Source organism: Streptomyces sp. NPDC055955 (assembly GCF_042270245.1).
Lineage (GTDB): Bacteria > Actinomycetota > Actinomycetes > Streptomycetales > Streptomycetaceae > Streptomyces.
Map to the genome: position 1 here is coordinate 233,017 of NZ_JBHJYS010000009.1, position 23,413 is coordinate 256,429.

Here is a 23,413-nt window from a genome sequence, read left to right on the forward strand (position 1 = left end):
GCCCCCGGGGCCTGGAGCTCGCCCGGCCCTGGAACCTCGGGATCCCAGAACCCTCGCGGCCCTAGAACCCTCGGGTCCGCTTCGCCGCCCGGCGCCCCGCCGCGCCGGGCGAGCGCAGGAACAGCCGCGCGATCTCGGACCCGAGGTTCACCCCGATCGCGATGGCCATGGCGAGAGCCGCCGCCTTCGTCAGCGACACCAGGCCCGCGTCCACATCGTTCTGCGCGATGGCCAGCAGCCCGAAGTACGTCGCGGAACCCGGCAGCAGCGGTCCGATCGCCGCGGTCACGTACGGCAGCGCGGACGCGAACCGGTAGCGCGAGAAGAGCTGCCCGAACAGGCCGACGAGCCCGGCCGCCGCCGCGGTGGAGGCGACCGGCGAGATCCCGCCGACGACGTGCATGGCCCCGTACACGACCCACGCCACACCGCCGTTCAGCGTAACCGCGAGCACGGTGGAGCGTTCCTGCTGGAGCAGGACGGCGAAGGCGAGCGAGAGCGCCATCGAAGCGGCGATCTGCCAGTAGGGGCGGTCGATGACCTGGAGGGCCGCCTCCGGGTTCAGCTGGGCGTGCAGCTGCACGCCGAGGTAGAGCACGACCAGGACGCCGACGACGATGCCGACGAAGAAGTACATGACTTCGAGCAGGCGCGCGGCCGCGGTGATGTAGTAGCCGGTCAGACCGTCCTGCACGCCCGCCACGAGGGCCCGCCCCGGCAGCAGCGCGAACAGCCCACCGGTGATCACCGCGGAGGCGCGTACGTCCACGAGGTTGTGCGCGAGGGTCAGCAGGATCCCTATGGCGGCGGGCGGCATCGCGGCGACGGTGAACTGGTAGAACTCCGGCAGCCCGCGGCCCGCGCACAGCCAGGCCAGCCGGTCGCCGAGGATCGCGCCGAGCGCCGCCGCGACGAAGACGATGAGGTCACCGCCGACGAGGATCGAGGCGCCGCCCGCCAGGAGCCCGGTGGCCGCGGAGAGCACCCAGCCGGGGTAGGGGTGGCGGTTGCGGCGGATCTCGGCGAGACGCCGGTAGGCCTCCTCCAGGGAGACGTCGACCTCTTCGTCGGTGATGTCGTACACCAGCTGGAACACGGCCGCGAGGCGCGTGTAGTCGGTGCCGCGCCGCCGCACGGTCCGTGACGCGGTCACCGGGTCGTCGACCAGCGACGGCTGGTACGAGATCGAGAGCAGCGTGAACGTCACCGTCGGCTCGCAGCGGTCGAGGCCGTAGGAGCGGCACACGGCGAACATCGCCGCCTCCACGTCCTCGGCGCCCTCACCGCCCGCGAGGAGCAGCTCGCCGATACGCAGGGTCAGGTCGAGGACGCGCGGCACGGCCGGGCCCTCTTCGTCGTGCTTCTGCACGGGCTCGGCCGCGGGACGCTCGGCGACCGGCATGCGCAGCATCGTGCGCATCCGGTCCTGCCAGGGCGCCTCCTTGGTCAGCTTGACCATGGGGATGCCGTGCGCGGGTGTGAACGCGGGCGGCGCGTTCCGGGCGCTGTAGGTCTGCGGGGGCGTGAAGGCCGAACCGCTGGTCTCGGCGGGTGCGGCGGCGAGGGTGCTGAGCCCGTCGGGGAGCGCGAACTCGGACGTCGTCTGCGACTCGTCCTGCTCGGGCGCCGGGGTCTGCGGCAGTACCCCTGGCGGCGGTGTGAAGGCACTGCGTGCCTCGTCCGACTGCGGTTTGCGGTCTTCGGCCGCCTCCGGCTCCCGCTCCGTCACCAACTCGCCCTTCGTATGACGCCTGCGCACCTCCCGGTACGCCTCAGTATGAGCACAGATACGCGAACGGGCCGCCCCACCCCCGGAGGAGTCGGACGGCCCGTGCGTGGCGGGGGAGGTCAGTGACCGCCCTCGTCCTTGAAGCGCTTGTAGGACCGCTCGATCTCGGCCTCGGCCTCGGTGCGGCCGACCCAGTCGGCGCCCTCGACGGACTTGCCGGGCTCCAGGTCCTTGTAGACCTCGAAGAAGTGCTGGATCTCCAGGCGGTCGAACTCGGACACGTGGTGAATGTCGCGCAGGTGCTCCACGCGGGGGTCCGAGGCGGGGACGCACAGCAGCTTGTCGTCGCCGCCGGCCTCGTCCGTCATCCGGAACATGCCGATGGCGCGGCACTTGATGAGGCAGCCGGGGAAGGTCGGCTCCTCCAGGATGACCAGCGCGTCCAGCGGGTCCCCGTCCTCACCGAGCGTGTTCTCGACGAATCCGTAGTCGGCCGGGTAGCTGGTCGAGGTGAAGAGTCGACGGTCCAGGCGGATCCGACCGGTCTCGTGGTCCACCTCGTACTTGTTCCGCGAACCCTTCGGAATCTCGATCGTGACGTCGAACTCCACCGGTGGCTCCTCCATGATCAACACATACGACTGGTGATTAAGTGTCCCTCACGCAGGTGTGTGATCGCGAAAGGGGCTGGTCCGTGGTGCCCGAGCTCAAGGCTTCGCAGGCAGTTTCACAGGCAGTGAAGATGCTTACGAAGGTCAAGACGTGGCAGCTCACAGCGGGCGCTGCCACCCTGGGCCTGGCGCTCTCGGCCGTGGCGGTGGCCTCGGCCGGTCCGTGGGACTCCAGCGGTCAGCGTACGGCGGAGGCGCGCCGGGCTGTGTCCCAGGAGGCCGGGGGTGGCACAGATCACGGCCGCGACGGGCGCCCCGACGAGCCGGACGCCGCCCCGAGCGCCCGTGCCGTCCTCGCGGCGCCGGCCGGTTCGGGCCCCGGCCCCGCCAAGGGCGCGCTCGCCGAGGTGCTCGACCCGCTCCTGAACGACCCGGCCCTCGGCAAGCGGCGCACCGCGGCCGTCGTCGACGCGGCCACCGGCGAGCGGCTGTACGGCAAGAGTTCCGGCGACGCCCTGACGCCCGCGTCGACCACCAAGCTCGCCACGGCGGTCGCCGCCCTGTCGATGCCGGGCTCCGACCACCGGATCGACACGAAGACCGTCATCGAGCCCGGCTCGCCGGCGCACGAGATCGTCCTCGTCGGCGGCGGCGACCCCACGCTCACCGCCCGCAAGGACGCCGGACCGAACGCGAGTCTGCGCGCCCTCGCCGACGCCACCGCCAAGGAACTCAAGGACCGGGACACGGGCGAGATCACGCTCTCGTACGACACCTCGCTCTACTCGGGCCCCCTCCTGCACCCCATCGGGCCCAACGAGAACATCGCGCCGGTCAGCGCGCTCATGGCCGACGAGGCGCGCATGGACGACTCGTCGAGCGGCCCGGCCCCCCGCGAGTCCGACCCGGCGGCCGCCGCCGCGCGCACGTTCGCGGATCTGCTGCACGACCGCGGCATCAAGACGAAGGGCGAGCCGGGGCCGCGCAAGGCGTCGGGCGACGCCGAGAAGCTGGCCGAGGTGTCGTCGCCGCCGGTGTCGGCCCTCGTCGAGCGCATGCTGACGCACAGCGACAACGACATCGCGGAGGCCCTGGCCCGCCAGGTGGCGCTCGCCACGGACGAGGCCGCGAGCTTCGACGGCGGCGGCGCGGCGATCCGCAAGGAGCTGGCCAAGCTCCGACTCCCGCTCTCCGGAAGCCACTTCGCGGACGGCAGCGGTCTCGACCGCGCCGACAAGGTCTCCGCCGACCTGCTCACCCAGGTCCTCGCGCACGCCGTCGAACGCGAGCGCCCCGGGCTGCGCCCGGTCCTCACCGGACTGCCCGTCGCCGGCTTCACGGGCACGCTGAGCAAGCGGTACACCGACGCGGCCGACGCGGCGGGCATCGGCCTCGTACGGGCCAAGACCGGCACGCTGACCGGGGTGAACACGCTGGCCGGCACGGTCGTCGACGCGGACGGGCGGCTCTTGGTCTTCGCCTTCATGACGGACGGCACCGTGAACCCGGGGCAGGCCCAGGCGGCCCTGGACCGGCTCGCGTCGACGGTCGCGAACTGCGGCTGCCGCTGACCCGCCCCCGCACCCCGGCCCCACCTGTCCCGCCGGTGTCCCCTAGGGGGCACAACCGGGGCGCTGTCCGGGGCCAAGCCCCTGTGCACCAGCACCTGAGCACGTACGGTTGACGCATGACGAGCATCGGTGGTGCTTCTGGGATGGTCGACTGGAATCTCGCGGTGGCGACCGCGACCCGACTCGTGCGGCCGGGCCCGGAGGTGACCCGGGACGAGGCGCGGGCGACCGTCTCGGAGCTGCGCCGGCACGCCAAGGCCTCCGAGGAACACGTCCGCGGCTTCACGCGGATGGCCACGGAGGAGGCGCACGACACGCCCGTCCTCGTCGTCGACCGCCCCGGCTGGGTCCGGGCGAACGTGGCGGGGTTCAGGGAGCTCCTCAAGCCCCTTCTGGACAAGATGGAGGAGCGGCGCGGCTCCGGCCCCGGCGGAGCGGTCCTCGGCGCGGTCGGCGGCAAGGTCACGGGCGTCGAGCTCGGCATGCTGCTGTCGTTCCTGTCCTCCCGCGTCCTGGGGCAGTACGAGACCTTCGCCCCCGCCACCCGAGACCTGCCGGCCGCGCCGAACGGCGGCGGAAGACTGCTCCTCGTCGCGCCGAACATCGTGCACGTGGAGCGCGAACTCGACGTGAATCCGCACGACTTCAGACTCTGGGTGTGCCTCCACGAGGAGACGCACCGCACGCAGTTCACGGCCGTGCCCTGGCTGCGCGACCACCTCGAGGGCGAGATCCAGTCATTCCTCGCCGAGACCGACGTCGACCCGATGACGTTCCTGGAGCGCATCCGGGAGGCGGCCCAGTCCCTGGCGGGCGCACGCCCCGAGGGCGAGGAGGGCGACGACGGGGGCCGCTCCCTGGTCGAGCTCGTCCAGTCTCCGGCCCAGCGCGAGATCCTCGCCCGGCTCACCGCCGTGATGTCGCTGCTCGAAGGGCACGCGGACTTCGTGATGGACGGGGTCGGGCCCGCGGTGGTGCCGTCGGTGGCCGAGATCAGGGAGAAGTTCAAGGAGCGCCGTCAGAAGGGCGCGTCCCGCCTGGACCTGGCGCTGCGCAAGCTCCTGGGCCTCGACGCGAAGCTGCGCCAGTACCGCGACGGCGAGCGGTTCGTCAGAGCCGTGGTGAACGAGGTGGGTATGGACGGATTCAATCGCGTATGGACATCGCCGAACACGCTCCCCACCAAGGCGGAGATCGCCAAACCGGCGGACTGGGTCGCGCGGGTGCACCGCTAGTCGGAGGGTGCACCGTAAGGCAGGGGCGTGAAACAAATACGGCCAACGGCAGGAGAATGCCTCTGTAATCACCCATCCGAGGGACCGTGAGCCGTGGGTAGGCGTGCAATGCTCGGGGAATGGCTCGGCTCTGTCACCATCGACACACTCTGAGTGACTGACATCACCGAGTCGCTGTTGAGTGACTAGTCCGAGCCACACCCCCACCGAAAACTTCATGAAGGGAACCGGACATGGGTCCCCATCCTGCGGTCGCGGCGATACGCCTGGCGGTCCGCCGCGTACTCCACGACGTACTCAATGATCACAGCGCCCCCCACGCGGCGCCGGAAGCCCCGCGCACCCCGCCCCTGGTGCTTGTCGCTTGCTCCGGCGGTGCCGACTCCATGGCGCTCGCCTCCGCCCTCGCCTTCGAGGCCCCCAAGCTCGGCATCCGCGCCGGTGGCGTGACGGTCGACCACGGTCTGCAGCCCGGCTCCGATCTCCGCGCCGCCGAAGTCGTCGCGCGGCTGACCGCCCTGCGCCTCGACCCCGTCGAGTCCGCGGCCGTGCACGTCGGCCGCGACGGCGGGCCCGAAGCCGCCGCGAGGGACGCCAGATACGCCGCGCTCGACGCCGCCGCGGACCGCCACGGCGCCGCCGCGATCCTGCTCGGCCACACCCGCGACGATCAGGCAGAGACGGTCCTGCTCGGCCTCGCCCGCGGCTCCGGCATCCGCTCCCTGTCGGGGATGGCCGCGACCTCGGGGGTCGACGGCCGTTACCGCAGGCCCTTCCTGCACGTCGACCGCCAGACCGCCCGCAAGGCGTGCATGGCCCAGTCGCTGCCCGTGTGGGACGACCCCCACAACACCGATCCGGCGTACACGCGCTCCCGGCTGCGCCACGAGGGCCTGCCCGCCCTGGAGAAGGCGCTCGGCAAGGGCGTCGTCGAGGCGCTCGCCCGTACGGCCCAGTTGTCCCGTGACGACGCCGATGCCCTGGACACGTGGGCCGCGCAGGCCGAGGCCATGGTGCGGGACCCCGCGGGCCTGCTGGAGTGCGCCAAGCTCTACGCGCTGCCGCCCGCCGTACGCCGCCGTGTACTGCGCCGCGCGGCCATCGAGGCCGGCGCCCCGGCGGGTTCTCTGTTCGCCCGGCACATCGAAGAGGTCGACCGTTTGATCACCGGTTGGCGCGGCCAGGGGGAGATCAACCTCCCCGGCAAGGTCGTGGCTCAGCGGCAGGGTGGCAGACTGGTCATCCGGCAAGGCTGACGAGGGGCACTGGTCCTTCAGCGGCCGGTGGGACGACCGAAAGTGATGCGGGTGGACGCGAAAGACATGGGCACCGACCTTCAGTCGGTGCTCATCACCAAGGAAGAGATCGACGCGAAGCTGGCCGAACTGGCCGCGAAGATCGATGCGGAATACGCGGGCAAGGACCTGCTGATCGTCGGTGTCCTCAAGGGCGCCGTGATGGTCATGGCGGACCTGGCGCGTGCGCTGTCCACCCCCGTCACGATGGACTGGATGGCGGTGTCCTCGTACGGTGCCGGCACCCAGTCGTCCGGCGTCGTGCGGATCCTCAAGGACCTCGACACCGACATCAAGGGCAGGCACGTCCTGATCGTCGAGGACATCATCGACTCCGGCCTCACGCTGTCGTGGCTGCTCACCAACCTCGGCACCCGCGAGCCCGCGAGCCTCGAGGTCTGCACGCTGCTGCGCAAGCCGGAGGCGGCGAAGGTGGCCATCGACGTGAAGTGGACCGGGTTCGAGATCCCGAACGAGTTCGTCGTCGGGTACGGCCTGGACTACGCGGAGAAGTACCGGAACCTGCCGTTCGTCGGCACTCTGGCTCCCCACGTCTACGGCGGCTGAACGGCCGCCGAAGCCATGTGAGACGGTCGGGAACCCCTGCGGGTTCCCCGCCGTTGAAGCATGCGTGGGCGAGATTCCCAGCCGTCCCCTGCGGCTTCGGGTGACAATGCTGGGGTACCGTCCGAAGAACAAGTCTTCAAAACAGCCTTTATCAAACTCACTATGGCAGGAGGGACGGGGCGGCATCGCTCCGTATGGATGGACGTGAAGCGATACTTCCGTGGGCCGGTCATGTGGATCGTGCTGGCCGTCCTTGCCGTGGTCGTGTTGATGCAGGTCGTCGGTTCGTCCGGTGGCTACAAGACAGTGGACACCGGCCAGGTCATTCAGGCCATCGACGACAACAAGGTGCAGTCGGCCAAGCTGACCACCGGCGACGAAAACAACATCAAGGTCGAGCTCAAGGACGGCCAGAAGGTCCAGGGCAGCAGCAAGATCCAGGCGAGCTACATCGGCGACCAGGGCGTCGAGGTGGCCAAGGATCTGCAGGCCAAGTTCGAGGACAAGCAGATCCCCGACGGGTACACCGTCGCTCCGACGAAGCAGAACGCCTTCGTGGGGATCCTGCTCTCCCTGCTCCCCTTCGTCCTGATCGTCGTCGTCTTCCTGTTCCTGATGAATCAGATGCAGGGCGGCGGCTCCCGAGTCATGCAGTTCGGGAAGTCCAAGGCGAAGCTCATCACCAAGGACACCCCGAAGACGACGTTCGCCGACGTGGCGGGCTCGGACGAGGCCGTCGAGGAGCTCCACGAGATCAAGGAGTTCCTCCAGGAGCCGGCGAAGTTCCAGGCCGTCGGCGCCAAGATCCCCAAGGGTGTGCTGCTCTACGGCCCGCCCGGAACCGGTAAGACGCTGCTCGCGCGCGCCGTCGCCGGTGAGGCGGGGGTCCCCTTCTACTCGATCTCGGGTTCCGACTTCGTCGAGATGTTCGTCGGTGTCGGTGCCTCCCGAGTCCGTGACCTGTTCGAGCAGGCCAAGGCGAACGCCCCGGCGATCGTCTTCGTCGACGAGATCGACGCCGTCGGCCGGCATCGCGGTGCGGGTCTCGGTGGCGGTCACGACGAGCGCGAGCAGACGCTCAACCAGCTGCTCGTCGAGATGGACGGCTTCGACGTGAAGGGCGGCGTCATCCTGATCGCCGCCACGAACCGGCCCGACATCCTCGACCCGGCACTGCTGCGCCCGGGACGTTTCGACCGGCAGATCGCGGTCGACCGCCCGGACATGCAGGGCCGTCTGGAGATCCTCAAGGTTCACCAGAAGGGCAAGCCGGTCGCGCCCGACGTCGACCTCTCCGCCGTCGCCCGGCGTACCCCGGGCTTCACCGGCGCAGATCTGGCGAACGTGCTGAACGAAGCGGCGCTCCTCACGGCGCGCAGCGACCTCAAGCTCGTCGACAACTCGATGCTGGACGAGGCGATCGACCGCGTGGTGGCGGGCCCGCAGAAGCGGACCCGGATCATGTCCGACAAGGAGAAGAAGATCACCGCGTACCACGAGGGCGGACACGCCCTGGTCGCGGCGGCTTCGCCCAACTCCGACCCGGTGCACAAGATCACGATTCTGTCCCGTGGACGGGCCCTCGGTTACACGATGGTCCTGCCCGACGAGGACAAGTACTCGACCACGCGCAACGAGATGCTCGACCAGCTCGCCTACATGCTGGGCGGGCGCGCGGCCGAGGAGCTGGTCTTCCACGACCCGACCACGGGCGCGGCGAACGACATCGAGAAGGCGACCGCGACCGCGCGGGCCATGGTCACGCAGTACGGCATGACCGAGCGGCTCGGCGCGATCAAGTTCGGCGGCGACAACACCGAGCCGTTCCTCGGCCGGGAGATGGCGCACCAGCGCGACTACTCGGAAGAGGTCGCCGCGCTCGTCGACGAAGAGGTCAAGAAGCTCATCGAGACCGCGCACAACGAGGCCTGGGAGATCCTCGTCGAGAACCGAGACGTTCTCGACAACCTGGTCCTCGCGCTCCTGGAGAAGGAAACGCTGAACAAGGAGCAGATCGCCGAGATCTTCGCTCCGATCGTGAAGCGCCCGGCCCGCCCCGCGTGGACCGGCTCCTCCCGCCGCACCCCCTCGACCCGCCCGCCGGTGCTCTCCCCCAGGGAGCTGTCGCTGACGAACGGTTCGAACGGCACGGCAACGGGCGTCGAGTCCGGGCTGGACATCGCTCCTACGGACAGCCCCGAGGTCTGATCACCCCGGAATGGATAACCGCGTCCCCCACGCTTTACGGTGTGGGGGACGCGGTTCTTTGTTCAAGGAAGAGGCACAGATGACCGACCCGGTGACGCTGGACGGCGAGGGGCCGATCGGCGAGTTCGACGAGAAGCGGGCCGAGAACGCTGTGCGTGAGCTGCTCATCGCGGTCGGTGAGGACCCGGACCGCGAGGGTCTCAAGGAGACGCCGGCACGGGTGGCTCGCGCGTACAAGGAGATATTCGGGGGCCTGCGGCAGAAGCCCGAGGACGTCCTGACGACGACGTTCGACCTCGGTCACGACGAGATGGTCCTGGTGAAGGACATCGAGGTCCAGAGCAGCTGTGAGCACCATCTGGTGCCGTTCGTCGGCGTCGCCCACGTCGGCTACATCCCGTCGAGCGACGGCAAGATCACGGGCCTGTCGAAGCTGGCCCGCCTCGTGGACGTCTACGCCCGGCGCCCGCAGGTCCAGGAGCGTCTGACCACGCAGATCGCCGACTCCCTGATGGAGATCCTGGAGCCGCGCGGGGTGATCGTGGTCGTCGAGTGCGAGCACATGTGCATGACGATGCGCGGGGTGCGCAAGCAGGGTGCGAAGACCATCACGTCCGCGGTGCGCGGCCAGCTGCGCGACCCGGCGACGCGCAACGAGGCGATGAGTCTGATCATCGCGCGCTGAGCCCGCGCGGGCCCACGGCGGGCACGCGGCAGGCACATGGCGGGCCCCTGAGCGCTCGGCGGGCCCTCGGGCGGGTCAGGCCGCGGGTGCGGCCCCGCCGTGGTTCTCGTCGTCGTCCTCAGGGAGTTTGCAGACGCGCTCCAGGAAGAGGGCGGCCGCTATCACGGCGATGCCGGTGAGGACCGAGAGACCGGCGTAGATCGCCTGGTCGCGGCGGGCCGGGACGTCGAGGTGTTCGAGCAGGAAGGCGCCCGTGCCGCCGTACATCCCGGCGACCAGGGCGGCGACCAGGGCGCTGGCCTGGCCGAAGACGAGGGCGCGGGCCGCCATCAGCGGGTCGACGCCCTTGGCGCCGGGGCGCCGCTCGCGCTGGGCGCGCAGTCGGGCCCGGATGGAGAGCGCCGTCGCCAGCAGGATGACGGCGATCACGGCGAGGACGATCGGCGCCGCCAGCGGGACCCTCGGCAGCGTGCCGATCGAATCCCACAGGCGGGCGCCCGCCCAGCTCAGTACGCCGGCGACCAGGAAGAGGCCGGCCAGCGTCCTGATGCGCAGTTGCTTCATTCCGGTGGTCGCCCCTCAGTCCCCGCGCTGTCTTCGTGTGCCCGCATGACCCTAACGACTATTCGGGCAGCTGGAGTTCCAGGTCGGCGCGCGGCGCGACGCCTTCGCGGGTGACCGCGTCGAGCAGCTCGGCGACCGGTCCGTGGCCCGGCAGCTGTGCCTCCGGCTCCACGTCGAACCAGGGCGCGAGGACGAAGGCCCGCTGGTGCGCGCGCGGGTGGGGGAGCGTGAGGACCGGGTCGTCGGAGACGACGTCGGCGTAGGTGACGATGTCGACGTCGATCGTGCGGGCGCCCCAGCGCTCGTCACGGACGCGGTGGAAGGCCTCCTCGACGGCGTGCGCCCGCTCCAGGAGGGAGGACGGCGGAAGGGTCGTGCGGAGCACGATCACCGCGTTGAAGTACGCGGGCTGGCTGCCGGGCTCGACGCCCCACGGCTCGGTCTCGTACACGGGCGAGACGGCCTTCACGCGGACACCGGGGGTGTCCTCCAGCGCGTCGATGGCGCCCTGGAGGGTCTCGAGGCGGTTCCCCAGGTTCGAGCCGAGGGCGATCACCGCGCGTTTGGGGTTGGAGAGAGTGGTGTCGGCCGCGTCCACCTGTTCCACCACGAAGGCGGGCACCGGCTGTACGGTCGGGTCGCTGGGGCCCTCGGTGAAAGATGCAGTCATACTCGGCTCCGGGTGATGGTGACGGTCACATCGTCGAAGGGGACGGTGATCGGGGCGTCCGGCTTGTGGACGCAGACCTCGACCTCCAAGACCCCTTCGTGCTTCAGGCACGTCCCGGCGATGCGCTCGGCGAGCGTCTCGATGAGATCGACCGGATCGCCTTCGACGACGGCCACGACCTCCTCCGCCACGATGCCGTAGTGCACGGTCTTCGCCAGGTCGTCGTCGGCCGCGGCCGCGCGTGTGTCCAGTCCGAGCACCAGGTCCACGATGAAGGTCTGGCCTTCCTCGCGCTCCTTGGGGAAGACGCCATGATGCCCGCGGGCCTTGAGGCCGCGCAGCGCGACACGATCCACGCGAATCACTCCTGCAATCGTCGGTAGCGGCGGGTTCGTACCGAGTGCGGTCGGCACACCAGCCTCGATCGAATCTACCTGCGAGCACCGACAGCTCTCGCCCGCGGGGGCTATGGACAGGGCGGCTCACCGCTGGTAGCCGCGCCCCTACCCACCAGCGCGCTCCGGCAATCACGCGGGGGCCACGCGGGCCCGACCACCCCGTCAGGAGCCGCTCAAGAGGACGTCTCGTCGCTTTCCTCGCCGGCGTCGCCCTCGGTCTCGGACTCGGCGAGCACGGGCGACGCGTGGTGCGACCACAGTTTCCAGCCGTCACGTGTGCGACGGAACACATTCGTGGCGACGACGCGCTGGCCGACGAGCGGGCCGAGTTCGTCGCCCTCCTCGGGGGCCGGGCCGCCGCTGAGGATGTTCTCGGTGCAGGTGATCAGAGCCGTGTCGGCGACGATGCTGATGTGCACATCCGTGAGGAAGAACTGGATGTACTCGGTGTTCGCCATGATCAGCGCGTACGAGCGCAGGACCTCGCCGCGGCCGGTGAGCACGGGCCAGCCGGGGTGCACGCAGCTGATGGACGTGTCCTCGGCCTCGTCGGAGTCCTCGCTGTACGAGACGTCCTCGGGGGCGAGCCAGAGCGCCGTCAGCAGTTCGAAGTCGCCCCGCTCCAGTGCCTCGTAGAAGGCGCGGTTGGCGCGGTCCACGGCCTCCGCGTCGGTGCGCCGGGCTGCCGCACCGCGCGGCTCGTCGGGCTCCCTCGGTGGGGTCACTGGGCTCCCTCTACGGCGCGGGCGACACGGACCGCGTCCGCCGTGGCGCGGACCTCGTGGACGCGGACCGCCCAGGCGCCCTGATGGGCCGCGATCGCGGAGACGGCGGCCGTGGCGGCGTCGCGCTCGCGCGCCGGGGGAGGGGCGCCCTGGTCGCCGGCCAGCACATGGCCGAGGAACCGCTTGCGGGAGGCGGCCACCAGCAGGGGGTGGCCGAGCGCGCGCAGCTCCTCCAGGTGGGCCAGGAGCTTCAGGTCGTGGGCGGCCTCCTTGGAGAAGCCGAGGCCGGGGTCGACGACGATGCGCTCGGGGGCGATGCCGCCCTCGATGACGGCCTCCACGCGCGCGTGGAGTTCGGCGACGACTTCGCGGACCACGTCCTCGTACGTGCCCTTGACGTTGCCGCCCTCCAGGAAGCCGCGCCAGTGCATGACGACGAAGGGGGCGCCCGCCGCGGCGACGACGGGGATCATCGCCGGGTCGGCGAGGCCGCCGCTGACGTCGTTGACGAGGGAGGCGCCGGCCGCCAGGGAGCGCTCGGCCACGGAGGCGCGCATCGTGTCGACGGACACGGCGACTCCCTCGGAGGACAGGCCCCGCACGACGGGGATGACGCGCTTGAGCTCCTCGTCCTCGTCGACGCGGGTGGCGCCGGGGCGGGTCGACTCGCCGCCGACGTCGATCAGGTCGGCGCCCTGGGCGACCAGGTCGAGGCCGTGTTTCACGGCGGCCGTCGTGTCGAACCAGCGGCCGCCGTCGGAGAAGGAATCGGGCGTCACATTGACGACTCCCATGACCGCGCAGCGGTCCCATACGGGAAGGCCTGTGACGTGGCCGCGACGGCCCTGCGACGTGCTCATGCCTTCAAGCCTAGGCCCGGCGGCGCGGTGGCCGTGCCACGGCGGGACACCGGACCGGCCTCAGGCGGCCCGTATCCCGCGCCGACCGCCGTCGGGCGCGCCGTCGTGGGCGCAGGGCCGGGCCGCGGCCGTACGCCACCGCAGGACGCGCGGCATGCCGAGGTTCACGAAGCCCTCCGCCCGCATGGCGGCGAAGCCGATCCGGGGCAGATCGCGCGGGGAGCGGTAGACCACGAAGCGGGGCTCCCAGCGAGGCCGGAACTTCGCATTGAACCGGTACAGCGACTCGATCTGGAACCAGCGGGACAGAAAGACGAGCAGCCCCCGCCAGGCTCGCAGGACCGGGCCCGCGCCGATCTTCTCGCCGCGAGCGAGGGCGGCGCGGAACATCGCGAAGTTCAGCGAGATCCGCGTGATGCCGAGCTTCGGGGCGGCCTGGAGGGCGGCCACGATGAGGAGTTCGTTCATGCCGGGGTCGGCGGCGCGGTCGCGGCGCATCAGGTCGAGGGAGACGCCGTCGGAGCCCCAGGGGACGAAGTGGAGTACGGCCTTCAGGTCGCCGTGGGGGCCTGCCGGGTCGTCGGTCTTGTGGGCCGTGGCGACCAGGCAGTCGCCGTCCGCGGCGTCGCCGATGCGGCCGAGCGCCATGGAGAAGCCGCGCTCGGTGTCGGTGCCGCGCCAGTCGTCGGCGGCGCGCCTGATCCGCTCCAGCTCCTGGTCGCCGAGGTCACGGATGCGCCGCACCCGGGTCTCGTAGCCGTTGCGCTCGATCCTCTTGACCATCTGGCGTACGTTGCGCATCGCACGCCCGGTCAGGGAGAAATCCGCGGTGTCCACCACCGCCTCGTCGCCCAGTTCGAGTGCGTCGAGGCCGGTCTCGCGGGTCCAGACCTCGCCGCCCGTCTCGGAGCAGCCCATGACGGCCGGGGTCCATGAGTGGGCCTTGGCCTCGTCCATGAAGCGTTCGATGGCTCCGGGCCACGCCTCCACGTCCCCGACGGGGTCGCCGCTCGCGAGCATCACGCCCGACACGACGCGGTAGCAGACGGCCGCCTTGCCGCTGGGCGAGAAGACGACCCCCTTGTCGCGGCGCAGCGCGAAGTGGCCGAGGGAGTCCCGGGCGCCGTGCTTGTCCAGGAGGGAGCGCAGCCGCGCCTCGTCGTCCTCGGTGAGGCGCGCGGCCGGGTGTTCGGGGCGGAACGCCAGATAGACGGTCGTCAGCGCGGTGAGCAGGCCGAGCGCGCCGAGCGAGCAGGCCACGGTCGAAGAGGTGCGGCCCGCGTAGTCGACGGGTCCGTCCATGCCGAACAGGCCGTACAGGACGTGTTCCAGACGGTCGGACAGGCTCGGGTCGCCCACCAGCTTCCTGGGGTGGGCGCTCACGATGGCGAGGCCGATGACGAGGGAACCGGCGCCCATGAGCACGAAGTTCGCGAGCGCCCGCCAGCGGCTGCGCGGGTCGGGCAGCGCCGCGAACTCACTCCGGTGGCGCAGCAGCATCGTGAGCAGTACGAGCGGGATCAGCACACCGAGCAGGGAGTGCCGGTACGCGAACTGCGCGAGCGCGCCGAGGGGCAGGAGCACCACGGCCGCCCGCCAGGCCCGCCGCTTTCGCCGGCGCAGTCCGTGCGCGAGGAGGAGCAGCAGGACGCCCGTACTGAGGGCGAGTGCGGCCGCGAACGGGCCGAGGGCGCCGGGCAGGACCTCGGCCAGCGCGTACATGCGGCTGTGCCGGAAGCGCGGGAAGACGCCCGCCGCGATGTCGAGGAGTCCGACGAGGATGCAGGCCCGGGCGATCAGGGTGGGGACGGCCTCGGGCCGGGGGCCCCGCAGTATCCGGCGAAGTTGCTGCGTTCTGCCCGGAACCTCGCCTGACATATCGGCATCTATCCTGACAGACATCGCATCCCGTAGTTCCGCGAGAGAGTTCGAAGCCGGTGCCATTTCCGGCATCTGGCCACATTGCGCCCTCTAGGACGGGACTTGTGGGAGGCGGGTTCACTCAGCCAGGTAAACCGGCGGAAAAGGTTCAGAAGCCAGAAAGTGCAGGCAGGTACAGCACGATGGGTCTCACGAGCAGCAAGGTCCTTGCGCTTTCGGTCTCACTGGCCGTGCTCCTCTTCGCCGGCACGGTGTGGCTGTGGCCACGCCTGGCGAGCCGCACCTGGGGATTCGTCGCCGGCCGGGTGGGTCTGCTGCTCGCGACGCAGCTCGCGCTGTTCCTCTCGGTCGGACTCGCCGTCAACCAGGCGTTCGGGTTCTACGCCACGTGGGACGACCTCCTCGGGCGGGAGCAGGGCCAGGGCGTGGTCACCGACCTCGGCGCAGTGAGCACCCGGGGGCCCCTGCAGGTGGTCGGCACGCGGTACGTGAACGTGCCGGGCGGCTCACGGCCGGAGGTCGGCGGCCAGATCCAGAAGGTCGACATCGTCGGGAAGCGCTCGCACATCGCCACGTCCGCGTACGTCTATCTGCCGCCCGAGTACTTCAAGGACCGCTTCCGGGACCGCAGTTTCCCCGCCGCGGTGGTCCTCACCGGCTACCCCGGCACCGCCGAGGCGCTCTTCAAGGGGCTGCGCTACCCGACCACCGCCTTCGAGCAGGCCAGGGAGGGAGCGATGCGGCCGATGATCCTGGTGATGATGCGCCCGACCGTGGCACCGCCGCGGGACACGGAGTGCGTGGACGTGCCCGGCGGCCCGCAGACGGAGACGTTCTTCGCCCGGGACCTGCCCCAGGTCATCTCGGCGCACTACAGGGTCCACAGGAAGTCCGGCGGCTGGGGCGTCGTGGGCGACTCCACGGGCGGCTACTGCGCCCTGAAACTCGCCATGCACCACCCCCGGGTGTACGGCGCGGGGGCGGGCCTGTCCGCGTACTACAAGGCGCCCGTCGACCCCACCACGGGCGACCTCTTCCACGGTGACGAGGCGCTGGAGAGGCGCGCCGACCTGATGTGGACCCTGGAACACGACAGGCCGCCGGCCACGTCGCTGCTGGTCACCACGAGCAGGCACGGTGAGAAGAACTACGGGAACACGATGAGGTTCATTCGCAAGGTGAAGCCGCCCACCGGTATCTCGTCGATCGTCCTGGACAGCGGCGGTCACAACTTCAACACCTGGCGCCGCGAGATCCCGGCCGCGCTGGTGTGGGTGAGCGCGCGCATCACGGAGTAGGGGCTTCCCGGGCTCTGGGCTGGGCGCTGGGGACTTGAGGGCCGGCTCCGAGGGCTCGTGCTTCGGGGCTCACGCGCCCTCAGGCCCCCGTCACCGTCTCCAGTTCGACCTCCGCGCGCGGGATGTCCCGGGCGTCCGCCGCCGTCGAGCGGCGCAGCGCCTCGTGCAGCCGGGCGGGGGTGAGGACGCCGAGGAAGCGGCCCTCGCTGTGCTCGTCGATGACGGCGATCCAGCCCGCGTCGTGCTGGAGCATCGTGGCGAACGCCTGCTTGAGGGAGGCGCCCACCGGCAGCCACGCCTCCATGCGGCGGGCATGCTCGCGGACCGTCCCGCTGTGCACGCGCGCGTGCTCCGCGGAGATCCAGCCGTGCAGGTTGTTGTCGCCGTCGAGGACCACCGCCCAGGGGGCGTCGAGCTTCGCCGGCAGCGGGTCGTCGAGATGCACGACGGGCGGCTGCTCCAGGTCGCTCTCCTCGATGGGCGTGACGGACAGGCGCTTGAGGCCGCGGTCCGCGCCGACGAAGTCGGCCACGTACTCGGTCGCGGGGGCGCCGAGGACGGTGGACGGGGTGTCGAACTGCTCGATCCGGCCCTGCCCGTACACGGCGATCCGGTCGCCGAGCCGGACGGCCTCCTCGATGTCGTGGGTGACGAACAGGACCGTCTTGCGCACGGCCTGCTGCAGGCGCAGGAACTCGTTCTGCAGGTGCTCGCGCACGACAGGGTCGACCGCGCCGAACGGCTCGTCCATCAGGAGTACGGGAGGATCCGCCGCCAACGCCCTTGCCACGCCGACGCGTTGGCGCTGTCCGCCGGAGAGCTGGTCGGGGTAGCGGTCGCCGAAGGTGCGCGGGTCGAGCCCGACGAGGTCGAGGAGTTCGGCGGCGCGCTCGCGGGCCTTGGCGCGCTTGACGCCGAGGAGGTGCGGGACGGTCGCCGTGTTGTCGAGGACCGTCTTGTGCGGGAAGAGGCCGACCTGCTGGATCACATAGCCGATGCGGCGCCGGAGTTGGACCGGGTCGATGCCGGATATGTCGTCGCCGTCGAGGAGTATCCGGCCCTCGCTCGGTTCGATGAGCCGGTTGACCATCTTCATCGTGGTGGTCTTGCCGCAGCCCGACGGGCCGACGAGCGTGACGAGTTCCCCTTCGTTCACCTCGAAGGACAGGTCGTCGACGGCCGTTGTCCCGTCGGCGTAGCGCTTGGTGACGTGCTCGAACCGGATCATGGGTCCCCATTGTGCCGGGCAGTCGCCGCCTGTGGGCGGCCGCTGTGTGAAGGCCGTGTTGCGTCGTGACGAGGGGTCTCGGCGATTGTCAGTGGTGGGGGCTAGGGTCGTCCGCAGTCGGAATCAGGTGCTCGCGCGAGCGGTTTCCAGACATATGTACGGGGATTCGGGGGAGGTGGGGCGGGTGAGCAGTCCCAATTGCATGGTGACCAATGAGTGGGTGTGCGGGGAATACCTGCGCACCCGCAGGCCGGAGCTGGTCGACGGGGTCGTCCAGCACATCGGCATCACGGCCGCTTCCGTCGTGGTCGGCGTGCTGATCGCCTTCCCGCTGGCCCTCCTGGCCCGGCGCCGGCGCGCCTTCGCGGGCCCGGTGCTCGGCCTGACGACGGTGCTCTACACGATTCCGTCGCTGGCCATGTTCTCGCTGCTGCTCCCGCTGTTCGGGCTCTCCGCCTCGCTCGTGATCACCGGACTCGTCCTCTACACCCTGACGATCCTGGTGCGGAATTTCCTGGCGGGCCTCCAGGCCGTCCCGGACGAGGCGAGAGAAGCGGCCCGCGGCATGGGGTACGGGCCGGTCAGGCTGCTGTGGGAGGTCGAACTGCCGCTGGCGCTGCCCGCCATGCTCGCGGGCGTGCGCATCGCCACGGTCTCCACGGTCGCGCTCACGACGGTCGGCGCGATCGTCGACTACGGCGGCCTGGGCACGCTGATCATGGACGGGCTCGACAGCGACTTCAAGGCCCAGGTGCTCACGGCGTCCGTGCTGTGCGTGCTCCTCGCCGTGGGCGCCGATCTGCTGCTGCTCGGCCTCCAGCGGTGGCTGACCCCCTGGACCCGCGTCGCGTCCGGGACGTCCCGCATACGCAGACGCACCGACCGCTCCGGCCGTCCGGACCGCCCGGACGGCGGCCCGGACGGTGCGGGGCGACGTGAGGAGAAGGCGGCACAGGCGGCATGAGCGCGATATCGGGGGCCTACGACTGGCTGACGACAGGGGCCAACTGGCAGGGCGAGAAGGGGGTGTGGCACCGCCTCGCCGAGCATCTGTACTTCAGCGGCGTCACCCTCGCCGTGTCCTGTCTGATCGCCCTGCCGCTCGCGCTGTGGCTGGGGCACATCGGCAAGGGCGGCGGCCTCGCGGTCAACATCTCGAACGCGGGCCGCGCGGTGCCCACGCTCGCGGTGCTCGTCCTGCTCACACTGACGCCGCTGGGCCGGCACGGCGACCTGCCGACGTTCATCGCGCTCGTGCTGTTCGCGGTGCCGCCGCTGCTGACCAACGCCTACATCGGGATGCGCGAGGTCGACCGGGCCGTCGTGGAGGCGGCGCGGGGGATGGGGATGAGCGGGGGACAGCTGTTCCGGCGGGTCGAACTCCCGCTGGCGTACCCGATGGTCATGACCGGGGTCCGGCTTGCGGCGGTGCAGGTGATCGCCACGGCGACGCTCGCCGCGATGGCCGGCAAGGGCGGGCTCGGGCGGATCATCACGGCCGGGTTCAACCTCCAGGACACCCCTCAAGTGGTCGCCGGCGCGGTCCTGGTGGCGCTGCTCGCGCTGCTCGTGGAGGGCGTCCTGGCGGGCGCGGGGCGGGTGCTCAATCCGATGAAGGGCCGCTCCGGCGCGGCGCGCTGAAACCCGGCCGGGCGGCGCGGCGGGCTGAACCCCGGGCGTGCGCCGCGGCGGGCGGGACGCCAACTCGATATCTCGTCAAGGCTTTTCGATCATTCCGGCTTTCGATTGGGTGGACAACGATGAACAGCAGAACGCGACGGATCGCCGTGGCGGCGGTCGCCGTCGGCGCGCTCACCACCGGACTCACCGCGTGCGGCGGGGACAGCCTGGAGGGCGGCAAGAGCGACAAGGCCGGTTCCGACTCGGCGGGAAGCGGCAAGAAGGGAAAGGTCGTCGTCGGCGCCGCCGGGTTCACCGAGTCGAAGGTGATGGCGGAGCTCTACAAGCAGGTTCTGGCCGATGCCGGATACTCCGCCTCGGTCAAGACCGTCGAGAACCGTGAGATCTACGAGCCCCAGCTCGCCAAGGGCGCCATCGACGTCGTTCCCGAATACGCGGCGACGCTCGCGGAATTCCTCAATCTCAAGAAGAACGGCGCGGACGCCAAGCCCGTCGCCTCGAGTGATCTTGATGCGACTGTCACCGCGCTGCGCGGACTCGCCGGGCCCGAGGGGCTCACCGTGCTCGACGCCGGAGAGGCCGTCGACCAGAACGCCTTCGCGGTGAGCGCGGATTACGCGAAGCAGCACCATCTGAAGACTCTTTCGGACCTCGGCAAGTCCGGCCAGAAGGTCAAGATCGCGGCCGGCGACGAATGCGAGAAGCGGCCCTTCTGCGCCCCGGGTCTCGAGAAGACGTACGGCATCAAGGTCAGCGGGATCGACCCCAAGGGTGTCGGCACCACGCAGGCCAAGCAGGCCGTCAAGAACGGTGAGGACCAACTGGTTCTGACGACCACCACGGACGCCACGCTGAAGAACTTCGGCCTGGTGCTCCTGGAGGACGACAAGAAGCTCCAGAACGCGGACAACATCGTTCCGGTCGTGAACACCAAGGACGCGGGCGACAAGGAGATAGCCGCCGTACTCGGGAAGCTGACCAAGACGCTGACGACCGGAGATCTCGTCGAGCTCAACCGGAAGGTCGACGCGGAGCGGCAGAAGGAGGCCGATGTGGCCAAGGAGTATCTCCAGTCGAAGGGCCTCCTGAAGAACTGAGCGGTGCGCGCAGGAGCTGATCGGCAAAGGCACCGAGTTCAGGGGTGAATGGGAGTGGCGGGACAGAAGACCACGGGATTTTGGCTGCCGGGGCACCACGATTCGCCTACGCGCGGTAAGTTTCTGGCCATGCCACGTGGACGTCACCGCCATTCCCCACCCCTGCACAGGCTGCTTCCCCCCTCGGCGATCGCAGGCGTCCCGCTCGTCTGCGCGGCCGGCGCCTGGCTGACCGCGGAGCCGTTCGTGCTGCGCGGCCTGGCCGGTGCCGCCGCCTGCGCCGCCGTGGTGGGCGCGGTCGTCATGCGCCGCTGGGACCGGCTGGCGGGCAAGCGCGTCGCCGAGCTGAACCGGTCGCGGGCGAGCGACGAATGGCGCCACGACGAGCGGGTCGCCGAACTCGAGACGGACCTCGAGGAGTCGCGTGAGCTGCGCTTGAAGATGGAGGCGAAGCTGCGCGGCAAGCGCACGGAGCTGGCGGCCCTGCGCAACGAGCACGCGGCCCTGCTGCGGCGCTACGCGACCGCGGAGACGGAGCGGGCCAGCGCCCTGGAGGGCCGCAGACAGCTCGCGATAGAGGCCTCGGCCCCGGCGCGTGCGCTGCCCGCGGCCGCCTCCCCGGCACCCGGCGCCGAGCTCGTCCCGGCACAGCGCGCCACGTCCACCGGCGCGCCGGTGACCTCTCCGGTGCTCTATCTGCGGGCGAACGCCGCGCTCGACCGTATGGCGCGCGCCGCGAACCCCCCGCGGGGCGACGGCCCGAAGGCCGAGGCTCCCGAGGGCGGTGAGCCGCAGGGGAAGCCCGGGGCGGCCCGCGCACAGGAGCACCAGCACGTGGCCGCCCTGCCGTCCGGCGTCCCCGGCCACTTCACCGTCCCGGCCGCGGCGGCGGTCGTGCCGCCCGCGGCGGTGCGGCGGCCCCTGGTCGAGGGCGGATTCGACTTCTTCGGCACGAAGGGCGTGGCGCCCGCGGCCCTGGAGGCCGTGCAGAACACCGACCTCGCGGACGTCGTCGGCGAGGAGGCGCTCGCGCTCCACAAGGCGGACACCGAGGCCGAGTTCAAGCAGGCCGACGCCACGACCTCGGGCGAGGGCGTCAGCCAGGTCATCGACCTGACCGCTCACGACGAGACGGAGCAGATCGACGTGGCGGAGCTGCGGTCGGCGATGCGGGCGTAGGTTCCGGCGCGGACGTAGGCACGTACGACGTAAAGGGGCGGGGCCTCGGTGTGCGTCACACCGAGGCCCCGCCCCTTCGTCGTGCCGCCGCCCTCACGGGGCCATCCAGCGGTCGGGCCGCGCCACCTTCCGGCCCGTCCGTGAGCGGTCCGCCTGGGCGCGCAGGAGTTCCGCCGCCTCCCCGGCGTCCCGGAGCCGGGCCGTCACCGTCTTGTCGGCACCTGTGTCCACATGGACGTCGGCCACACCCCGGAACCGCTCCCAGGGCCCCTGCGTGAGCCGCACGCTCTGCACCTTCGCGTGCGGCACCAGCGCGAGCCGCCGCCGCATCAGGCCGTGCCGGGACGCGAACACCGCGTCGGTCGTCACGAGCCCGTAGCCCCGCCACCACACCGGCACGCACCACGCCGCGCGCCTCGGCGGCCGGGTCAGGGTCTGCGCGCCGGGCACCGTCACCCCCGGAAGCACCCGCTCCACCACACCCTCCGCGATCTCGCGCGGCGCGACGGGCACGAGGACGGAGTTCGACGAGCCGGCCACGGCCAGTTCCACGCGCACCCAGCCGCGCCGCCGCCACAGCAGCGGCTCCACGATCCGTACGGTCTGCACCCGTCCCGGCGGCACCGTCTCGTGGTCGCGGTCGAGGAGGCCGTGGTCGATGCGCAGGCCGTCGGGCGACTCGCCCACCGTCCAGTCGTACTCCTTGATGAAGCGGCCCACGCTGTTCGTGCCGGCGCCGCCCGCGAGCGGGACGGCCACGGCGAGCACCGTCCACAGGTTGTGGGTGGCGAACCACAGCAGCGCCGGCACGGCGACCGCGGCGAGCAGCATCGCCCAGGGTCCGCCGGTGAGCAGGAGCGAGACGGCGAGCATGCGGGGCGGCACGTGCAGGATCTGCTCGGCCGGAGCCTCGCCGACGTCGCGCACGGTCTCGGGCGCGAACCCGGCCGCGCGGGCGAGCAGTTCGGCGCGCAGCTCGCGGGCCTCGCGCTCGCCGAGATAGGCGAGTTCGTCCTTCTTGTCCGCCCCTATGACGTCCAGTTTGAGCTTGGCGACGCCCACGAAGCGGGCGAGCAGCGGCTGGGTGACGTCCACGGCCTGGATCCGGTCGAGCCGGATGTGGGCGGTGCGGCGGAACAACAGGCCCGTACGGATGCGCAGTTCGGCGTCGGTGACGGAGAAGTGCGTGAACCACCAGGTCAGGAACCCGTAGAGGGCGGCGGCCGGGATCAGTACGGCAACGCCGATGAGGAGGGTGGTCGCGGTGAGCTGGGCGAGCCTGCGCTGCGCCTCGTTCAGGTCGTGGACCGCCCAGCCGAGGACGATCGCGACGGGCGCCCAGGCCCGGCGCAGCGGCGTGACGGGATGCAGGCGCCGCTCGCGCGCCTCGGCGGCCAGATCCTGGTCCGGTACGCCCTCGTGGACGTCCGGGGCGGTCACAGCCCCGCCGATCGGGCCTCGCCGAGTTCGGTGAGCCGGTCGCGCAGGCGCTCGGCCTCGGCGGGCGTCAGGCCGGGGATCGTGGCGTCGGTCGCCGCGGCCGCCGTGTGCAGCTGGAGGCTCGCGAGCCCGAACTTCCGCTCGAGCGGCCCGGAGGTGACCTCGACGAGCTGCATGCGCCCGTACGGCACGATCGTTTCCTCACGCCACAGGACGCCCCGGCTGATCAGGAGGTCGTCGGCGCGCTCGGCGTAGCGCCACGAGCGCCAGTTGCGCCCGAGCATCGGCCATCCCCACAGCAGCCCGGCGAGCGGCAGCAGCGCGAACGCCGCCCACCCGCCTCCGGCGAACATCCCGAGCAGTAGCGCCACCGCCACCGTCAGCGGCACCAGCCACAGCACGAGCAGCAGCCTGCGCACCTTCAGCAGCCCTCTGGGAAGCCCGGTCCACACCGGCTCAGCCCCGGCTCCCGCCCCCGGAGCCGCCGTCCCCTCAGTCCCCGTTTCCATGCACCCACCCTACGTACGAGAC

Annotated in this window: 22 protein-coding genes; 11 read left to right on the top strand and 11 right to left on the bottom strand. The window is 71.0% G+C overall.

Annotation, left to right across the window (positions count from 1 at the left end; translation table 11 throughout):
• Positions 1–61: 61 nt before the first annotated feature.
• Both ACFC96_RS20450 and ACFC96_RS20455 read right to left on the bottom strand, forming a co-directional pair.
• Positions 62–1,759: a threonine/serine exporter ThrE family protein gene (locus tag ACFC96_RS20450; protein WP_376255894.1), complete on the bottom strand. Its 1,698-nt coding sequence runs from the start codon at positions 1,757–1,759 to the stop codon at positions 62–64.
• Between the two features lie 89 nt (positions 1,760–1,848).
• Positions 1,849–2,340, bottom strand: coding sequence for an inorganic diphosphatase (locus ACFC96_RS20455; RefSeq protein ID WP_100597700.1), 492 nt, complete (start codon positions 2,338–2,340; stop codon positions 1,849–1,851).
• 131 nt (positions 2,341–2,471) lie between these two features.
• On the opposite strand from ACFC96_RS20455, the gene dacB reads away from it, so the two are divergent.
• The 6 genes from dacB to folE all read left to right on the top strand — a co-directional run bounded on the left by dacB (position 2,472) and on the right by folE (position 9,901).
• Entirely contained in the window at positions 2,472–3,911 is a 1,440-nt protein-coding gene (gene dacB / locus ACFC96_RS20460) for a D-alanyl-D-alanine carboxypeptidase/D-alanyl-D-alanine-endopeptidase (RefSeq protein ID WP_376613472.1), read from the top strand.
• 116 nt (positions 3,912–4,027) lie between these two features.
• Positions 4,028–5,146, top strand: a complete 1,119-nt coding sequence (locus ACFC96_RS20465; protein ID WP_376255898.1) for a zinc-dependent metalloprotease — start codon at positions 4,028–4,030, stop codon at positions 5,144–5,146.
• 233 nt (positions 5,147–5,379) lie between these two features.
• Positions 5,380–6,402 carry a tRNA lysidine(34) synthetase TilS gene (gene tilS / locus ACFC96_RS20470; protein ID WP_376255900.1) on the top strand — a complete coding sequence of 341 codons (1,023 nt, stop codon included), beginning with the start codon at positions 5,380–5,382 and terminating at the stop codon, positions 6,400–6,402.
• Between the two features lie 45 nt (positions 6,403–6,447).
• The gene (hpt, locus tag ACFC96_RS20475) at positions 6,448–7,008 is read left to right on the top strand and encodes a hypoxanthine phosphoribosyltransferase (RefSeq protein WP_100597704.1); all 561 of its coding nucleotides are present in this window, start codon (positions 6,448–6,450) and stop codon (positions 7,006–7,008) included.
• A gap of 198 nt (positions 7,009–7,206) precedes the next feature.
• Entirely contained in the window at positions 7,207–9,216 is a 2,010-nt protein-coding gene (gene ftsH / locus ACFC96_RS20480; RefSeq protein WP_375986146.1) for an ATP-dependent zinc metalloprotease FtsH, read from the top strand.
• Positions 9,217–9,295: 79 nt separating this feature from the next.
• Positions 9,296–9,901: a GTP cyclohydrolase I FolE gene (gene folE / locus ACFC96_RS20485; RefSeq protein WP_376255902.1), complete on the top strand. Its 606-nt coding sequence runs from the start codon at positions 9,296–9,298 to the stop codon at positions 9,899–9,901.
• Between the two features lie 75 nt (positions 9,902–9,976).
• Here folE and ACFC96_RS20490 read toward each other — a convergent pair whose 3' ends face one another.
• The 6 genes from ACFC96_RS20490 to ACFC96_RS20515 all read right to left on the bottom strand — a co-directional run bounded on the left by ACFC96_RS20490 (position 9,977) and on the right by ACFC96_RS20515 (position 14,996).
• Positions 9,977–10,465, bottom strand: coding sequence for a DUF3180 domain-containing protein (locus tag ACFC96_RS20490; protein WP_376255904.1), 489 nt, complete (start codon positions 10,463–10,465; stop codon positions 9,977–9,979).
• Between the two features lie 58 nt (positions 10,466–10,523).
• Positions 10,524–11,135 (bottom strand): 2-amino-4-hydroxy-6-hydroxymethyldihydropteridine diphosphokinase, encoded by a 612-nt coding sequence (gene folK, locus ACFC96_RS20495; RefSeq protein WP_376255906.1) that lies wholly within the window; start codon positions 11,133–11,135, stop codon positions 10,524–10,526.
• Complete coding sequence (gene folB / locus ACFC96_RS20500; protein ID WP_116511517.1) at positions 11,132–11,491, bottom strand: dihydroneopterin aldolase; 360 nt, start codon at positions 11,489–11,491, stop codon at positions 11,132–11,134. The genes folK and folB overlap by 4 nt, the downstream gene beginning before the upstream one ends.
• A 215-nt stretch (positions 11,492–11,706) precedes the next feature.
• Complete coding sequence (locus tag ACFC96_RS20505) at positions 11,707–12,258, bottom strand: nuclear transport factor 2 family protein (protein WP_376255908.1); 552 nt, start codon at positions 12,256–12,258, stop codon at positions 11,707–11,709.
• Entirely contained in the window at positions 12,255–13,118 is an 864-nt protein-coding gene (gene folP / locus ACFC96_RS20510) for a dihydropteroate synthase (protein WP_376255910.1), read from the bottom strand. The genes ACFC96_RS20505 and folP overlap by 4 nt, the downstream gene beginning before the upstream one ends.
• A gap of 60 nt (positions 13,119–13,178) precedes the next feature.
• On the bottom strand, positions 13,179–14,996 hold the full coding sequence (locus ACFC96_RS20515; RefSeq protein ID WP_376613474.1) for a phosphatidylglycerol lysyltransferase domain-containing protein: 1,818 nt from the start codon (positions 14,994–14,996) through the stop codon (positions 13,179–13,181).
• Positions 14,997–15,181: 185 nt separating this feature from the next.
• On the opposite strand from ACFC96_RS20515, the gene ACFC96_RS20520 reads away from it, so the two are divergent.
• The gene (locus ACFC96_RS20520; RefSeq protein ID WP_376613476.1) at positions 15,182–16,297 is read left to right on the top strand and encodes an alpha/beta hydrolase; all 1,116 of its coding nucleotides are present in this window, start codon (positions 15,182–15,184) and stop codon (positions 16,295–16,297) included.
• Between the two features lie 79 nt (positions 16,298–16,376).
• On the opposite strand, the gene ACFC96_RS20525 is transcribed toward ACFC96_RS20520, so the two are convergent.
• Positions 16,377–17,525 carry an ABC transporter ATP-binding protein gene (locus ACFC96_RS20525; RefSeq protein ID WP_266561655.1) on the bottom strand — a complete coding sequence of 383 codons (1,149 nt, stop codon included), beginning with the start codon at positions 17,523–17,525 and terminating at the stop codon, positions 16,377–16,379.
• A 184-nt stretch (positions 17,526–17,709) separates the two neighbouring features.
• Between ACFC96_RS20525 and ACFC96_RS20530 the strand changes: the two genes are divergently transcribed.
• The 4 genes from ACFC96_RS20530 (at position 17,710) to ACFC96_RS20545 (ending at position 21,442) form a co-directional block, all read left to right on the top strand.
• Positions 17,710–18,489, top strand: a complete 780-nt coding sequence (locus tag ACFC96_RS20530) for an ABC transporter permease (RefSeq protein WP_376613478.1) — start codon at positions 17,710–17,712, stop codon at positions 18,487–18,489.
• Complete coding sequence (locus ACFC96_RS20535; protein WP_376255918.1) at positions 18,486–19,166, top strand: ABC transporter permease; 681 nt, start codon at positions 18,486–18,488, stop codon at positions 19,164–19,166. Before ACFC96_RS20530 ends, ACFC96_RS20535 begins: the two co-directional genes overlap by 4 nt.
• A 119-nt stretch (positions 19,167–19,285) precedes the next feature.
• Positions 19,286–20,263, top strand: coding sequence for an ABC transporter substrate-binding protein (locus ACFC96_RS20540; RefSeq protein WP_376613480.1), 978 nt, complete (start codon positions 19,286–19,288; stop codon positions 20,261–20,263).
• 129 nt (positions 20,264–20,392) lie between these two features.
• Positions 20,393–21,442, top strand: coding sequence for a hypothetical protein (locus ACFC96_RS20545; protein WP_376613482.1), 1,050 nt, complete (start codon positions 20,393–20,395; stop codon positions 21,440–21,442).
• A gap of 93 nt (positions 21,443–21,535) precedes the next feature.
• Here ACFC96_RS20545 and ACFC96_RS20550 read toward each other — a convergent pair whose 3' ends face one another.
• Entirely contained in the window at positions 21,536–22,882 is a 1,347-nt protein-coding gene (locus ACFC96_RS20550) for a PH domain-containing protein (RefSeq protein WP_376255923.1), read from the bottom strand.
• Positions 22,879–23,391 carry a PH domain-containing protein gene (locus ACFC96_RS20555; RefSeq protein ID WP_376255925.1) on the bottom strand — a complete coding sequence of 171 codons (513 nt, stop codon included), beginning with the start codon at positions 23,389–23,391 and terminating at the stop codon, positions 22,879–22,881. The genes ACFC96_RS20550 and ACFC96_RS20555 overlap by 4 nt, the downstream gene beginning before the upstream one ends.
• Between the last annotated feature and the right edge of the window lie 22 nt (positions 23,392–23,413).

Coding starts and splice junctions, on each gene's coding strand:
- ACFC96_RS20515 (WP_376613474.1), bottom strand. CDS start 14,996: ATGTCAGGCGAGGTTCCGGGCAGAACGCAGCAACTTCGCCGGATACTG.
- ACFC96_RS20520 (WP_376613476.1), top strand. CDS start 15,182: ATGGGTCTCACGAGCAGCAAGGTCCTTGCGCTTTCGGTCTCACTGGCC.
- ACFC96_RS20555 (WP_376255925.1), bottom strand. CDS start 23,391: ATGGAAACGGGGACTGAGGGGACGGCGGCTCCGGGGGCGGGAGCCGGG.
- dacB (WP_376613472.1), top strand. CDS start 2,472: ATGCTTACGAAGGTCAAGACGTGGCAGCTCACAGCGGGCGCTGCCACC.
- ftsH (WP_375986146.1), top strand. CDS start 7,207: ATGGACGTGAAGCGATACTTCCGTGGGCCGGTCATGTGGATCGTGCTG.
- ACFC96_RS20545 (WP_376613482.1), top strand. CDS start 20,393: ATGCCACGTGGACGTCACCGCCATTCCCCACCCCTGCACAGGCTGCTT.
- hpt (WP_100597704.1), top strand. CDS start 6,448: ATGCGGGTGGACGCGAAAGACATGGGCACCGACCTTCAGTCGGTGCTC.
- ACFC96_RS20535 (WP_376255918.1), top strand. CDS start 18,486: ATGAGCGCGATATCGGGGGCCTACGACTGGCTGACGACAGGGGCCAAC.
- ACFC96_RS20525 (WP_266561655.1), bottom strand. CDS start 17,525: ATGATCCGGTTCGAGCACGTCACCAAGCGCTACGCCGACGGGACAACG.
- ACFC96_RS20490 (WP_376255904.1), bottom strand. CDS start 10,465: ATGAAGCAACTGCGCATCAGGACGCTGGCCGGCCTCTTCCTGGTCGCC.
- ACFC96_RS20540 (WP_376613480.1), top strand. CDS start 19,286: ATGAACAGCAGAACGCGACGGATCGCCGTGGCGGCGGTCGCCGTCGGC.
- folK (WP_376255906.1), bottom strand. CDS start 11,135: ATGACTGCATCTTTCACCGAGGGCCCCAGCGACCCGACCGTACAGCCG.
- folP (WP_376255910.1), bottom strand. CDS start 13,118: ATGAGCACGTCGCAGGGCCGTCGCGGCCACGTCACAGGCCTTCCCGTA.
- folE (WP_376255902.1), top strand. CDS start 9,296: ATGACCGACCCGGTGACGCTGGACGGCGAGGGGCCGATCGGCGAGTTC.
- ACFC96_RS20465 (WP_376255898.1), top strand. CDS start 4,028: ATGACGAGCATCGGTGGTGCTTCTGGGATGGTCGACTGGAATCTCGCG.
- tilS (WP_376255900.1), top strand. CDS start 5,380: ATGGGTCCCCATCCTGCGGTCGCGGCGATACGCCTGGCGGTCCGCCGC.